General features: G+C 67.4%; 5 protein-coding genes. All 5 read right to left on the bottom strand.

The window, feature by feature from the left end:
* On the bottom strand, positions 1-417 hold a 417-nt coding region (locus A9X01_RS05395), incomplete at its 3' end, for an FAD-dependent oxidoreductase (protein ID WP_172832449.1).
* A 21-nt stretch (positions 418-438) separates the two neighbouring features.
* A complete protein-coding gene (locus A9X01_RS05390) occupies positions 439-1164 on the bottom strand; it encodes a DUF72 domain-containing protein (RefSeq protein ID WP_065119764.1) in 726 nt (241 codons plus the stop codon).
* A 7-nt stretch (positions 1165-1171) separates the two neighbouring features.
* Positions 1172-1807 (bottom strand): HhH-GDP family DNA glycosylase, encoded by a 636-nt coding sequence (locus A9X01_RS05385; protein WP_065119763.1) that lies wholly within the window; start codon positions 1805-1807, stop codon positions 1172-1174.
* A gap of 39 nt (positions 1808-1846) precedes the next feature.
* Positions 1847-2173: a TfoX/Sxy family protein gene (locus tag A9X01_RS05380; RefSeq protein WP_065119765.1), complete on the bottom strand. Its 327-nt coding sequence runs from the start codon at positions 2171-2173 to the stop codon at positions 1847-1849.
* Positions 2174-2230: 57 nt separating this feature from the next.
* A partial coding sequence (gene lon, locus A9X01_RS05375) for an endopeptidase La (protein ID WP_065119762.1) occupies positions 2231-3548 on the bottom strand: 1318 nt, incomplete at its 5' end.

Below are 3548 nucleotides of genomic sequence, written 5' to 3'. Positions count from 1 at the left end.
CAGCGCGACGGCGTCGTGGTAGCTGCGCAGATAGTGCACCCCGGCGGCATCCGACCCGGGTATCGGCGGGCGCCTCGAGGCCGACCCGGTTGCCAACAGCAACTTGTCGTAGTGCACTTCCGACTCGTCGGCAAGGCCGACCGTGTGCCCGGCGGTATCCAAGGACTCCACACGCGTGTGCAGCCTCAGGTCGACATTGCGGTCGCGGTACCAGTCCGAGTCGTGCACGGTGCAGTCCGCCAGTGATTTCTTGCCGGCCAGGTATTCCTTTGACAGCGGCGGCCGCTCGTAGGGGAGATGCTCCTCGTCGGCGCACAGGATGATCTGCCCGGCAAAGTCGTTGTCCCGCAATGCCTCTACCGCTTTCGCGGCGGCGAGGCCGCCCCCTGCGATGACGAATATCGGTGCACTGGTCATGATTACCGTCCCTTCTGACCGCTATCCCAGGAGTTCCCGTAGCGACAACGCGTTGCGGACCGCGTGACCGCCGAGGTCGTTGTTGAAGTAGACCCACACGTCGCGACTCTCGTTCTGCCAGTCCACAATTCGGTCGGCCCACCAGCGCAGGTCGGCGGCGGTGTAGGAGCCGGTGTACATGCTGGCCGGCTCCGGTCCGTGCATCCGCACATACACCAGATCGGTGGTGGCGCGCGGTACACTTGCCAGATTCGCACCGCTCATCACCACATAAGCGGCACGGTGTTTTTCCAGTAGCGCATAGACATCCGGGGCGTTCCACGACGGGTGACGTAGTTCCACGGCGGTTCGGATATGCGCGGGCATCATGCCCAAGAACGCATCGAGTCGAGCATCGTCGCGCTGCTGCTCGGGATGCAGTTGCACTAACAGCACACCGCGGCGATCACCGAGCGCCTGCCAGCAACGTTCGAACCGTTCGATCCAGGGTTCCGGCGAGCCCAGCCGCCGGTAGTGGGTGAGCCCACGGTGCGCTTTCACCGACATGGTGAAGCCCTCCGGCAGTCGGTCACGCCATCCGGCGAACGTCGAATCCTTGGGCCAGCGGTAGAAACTCGCATTGAGTTCCACAGTGTCGAATACCTCGACGTAGCGCAACAGGCGCTGGGCGGCGGGCAGTCCCGGTCGGTACAACACATCGGCCCAGTGGTCATAAGACCACCCCGAAGTGCCGATCCGCACGGTCATCGGCGGGTCAGCCGGCTACCTGCCGGCGCAGATCGTCGTCGAGCGACGTCCGCACCAGGGCCGCCGCCAACCGGGCACTGGTGCGCGGCGCCAACGCGGCGAGCTTGTCCGGATCGGTGGGCAGGTCCAGCGCCTTGGCCGCCGCGGTGGCCCGCTCGTCGAAATGCGGCCGCGCCCACGTCCACACGTCCTGCACCTCGCGCAGAAAGATGTCGGCACCGGTGTCGCCGATGCCCTTGAATCCTTTCAGGATTCGCACCGCCTTCGCCGGGTCCTGGTCGCTACGACGGGCGAGCTCCCGCAGATCGCCACCGAATTCGTCACGCACCTTGGTGGCGATGTCGGTCAGCCTGGTGGCCGAGCTTTCGTCGTAGCGCACATAGTGTGCGCGGCCGAACGCCTCGATCATGGTCCGCCGGTCGGCCGCCAACACGGCTTTCGGCGTCCGCAGACCCGCCTTGAACAGTTCCCGCGCGGCGCTCGTGGCGATGGCAGCGTCGATGGGTTTGCTGGCCAGCATGCACAGCACCAACAGCTGAAACAGCGGCATGGGCTTGTCTTTGATCTGGATTCCGGCCTCGGCCGCGTAGGTGGTGCCGGCGGCTTTGAGCAGCCGCCGCACCCGCTGCTTGGAGGTATCCATACGCGCGGCGTACCCGCAACCCCGCGGCACAAACCCCCGCTACTTGGGCGGCAGGCTGCCCGCGTAGTGGACGCCGCGCTCGATCCAACTTTGCAGCTGGCGTTTGGTTTTCACGCCGTCTGGGGCTACCCGCAGCCAGCCGCGGATCTCCCGGCCGGCCATGATCATCGGGCTGACGTGCCGGCGGCCGAGCAACTTCTCGGTGTCTTCTTTGGGGATCCGCACCATCAAGCCGCCCTGACCGCTGACCGCGACCGCCATATGCCCGCCGACCAGGAACGCCAGCCCGCCGAACATCCGCTTCTCGTCGAACTTCGGTCCGATCAGCTCGCGAACCCGGTCGGCGAGCTCGCTGTCGTACGCCACGACGCTACGCGGCACGCCGCGGCAGGGTCACCAGCACCATCAGTGCACCCTAGCGCCTCAGGCGGCCGCCGTCGCCACCTTCGCGGATTCCAGTGCCTGCGCGACGATCTCGGCGACGTCGGTCATCGGTTTGACCGTCAGCGCCTCGAGTACTTCGGCGGGCACGTCGTCCAGATCCGGCTCGTTGCGTGCCGGGATGAAGACCGTCGACAGCCCGGCACGTTGAGCGGCGAGCAGTTTCTGCTTGACGCCACCGATCGGCAGCACCCGGCCGTTCAGCGTGACCTCGCCGGTCATGCCGACATCCGAGCGCACCTGGCGTCCGGTGGCCATCGACACCAACGCGGTCACCATCGTCACGCCGGCCGAGGGGCCGTCCTTGGGCACCGCGCCGGCCGGCACGTGCACGTGGATGCGCCGATCCAGCACGGTCGGGTCGACGCCGAGTTCGGCTGCGTGCGAACGCACATAGGACAGCGCGATCTGTGCCGACTCCTTCATCACGTCACCCAGTTGTCCGGTCAGCTGCAAGGACGGCTCGCCCTCGGTCGAGCCGGCTTCGATGTAAAGGACGTCGCCGCCCAGGCCCGTGACGGCCAGCCCGGTAGCCACGCCGGGCACCGCGGTGCGTTCGGCGGACTCCGGCGTAAACCGCGGCCGGCCAAGGTAACTCACCAAATCCGGCTCGTCGACGGTGATCGGCTCGGTGTTCTCGGCGAGCTTGGTGGTCACCTTGCGCAGCGCCTTGGCCAGCAGCCGCTCGAACTGCCGCACCCCCGGCTCGCGGGTGTAGTCGGCGGCGATCTTGCGCAACGCGGCGTCGCTGATCGTCACTTCGTCCTCGGTCAGCGCGGCCCGCTCCCGCTGCCGGGGCAGCAGGTAATCGCGTGCGATCGCGACCTTGTCGTCCTCCGTGTACCCGTCGATCTGCACCAGTTCCATCCGGTCCAGCAGCGCCGACGGGATGTTCTCGATCACGTTGGCGGTGGCCAGGAACACCACGTCGGACAGGTCCAGGTCCAGATCCAGGTAGTGGTCGCGGAAGGTGTGGTTCTGCGCCGGGTCGAGCACCTCCAGCAGCGCCGCGCTCGGGTCGCCGCGGTAGTCGGAGCCCACCTTGTCGATTTCGTCCAGCAGCACAACAGGATTCATCGACTCGGCCTCACCGATGGCCCGCACGATGCGGCCCGGTAACGCGCCGACGTAGGTACGCCGGTGACCGCGGATCTCGGCCTCGTCGCGCACGCCGCCCAGGGCGACCCGCACGAACTTACGGCCCAGCGCCCGCGCCACGCTCTCGCCCAGCGAGGTCTTGCCGACCCCCGGGGGACCGGCCAGCACCATCACCGCACCGGAACCCCGGCCGCCGACCACC

This window comes from Mycobacterium asiaticum (assembly GCF_001668675.1).
Lineage (GTDB): Bacteria > Actinomycetota > Actinomycetes > Mycobacteriales > Mycobacteriaceae > Mycobacterium > Mycobacterium asiaticum_D.
This window is presented reverse-complemented; position numbering and strand designations above follow the sequence as displayed.

Coding starts and splice junctions, on each gene's coding strand:
- A9X01_RS05390 (WP_065119764.1), bottom strand. CDS start 1,164: ATGACCGTGCGGATCGGCACTTCGGGGTGGTCTTATGACCACTGGGCC.
- A9X01_RS05385 (WP_065119763.1), bottom strand. CDS start 1,807: ATGGATACCTCCAAGCAGCGGGTGCGGCGGCTGCTCAAAGCCGCCGGC.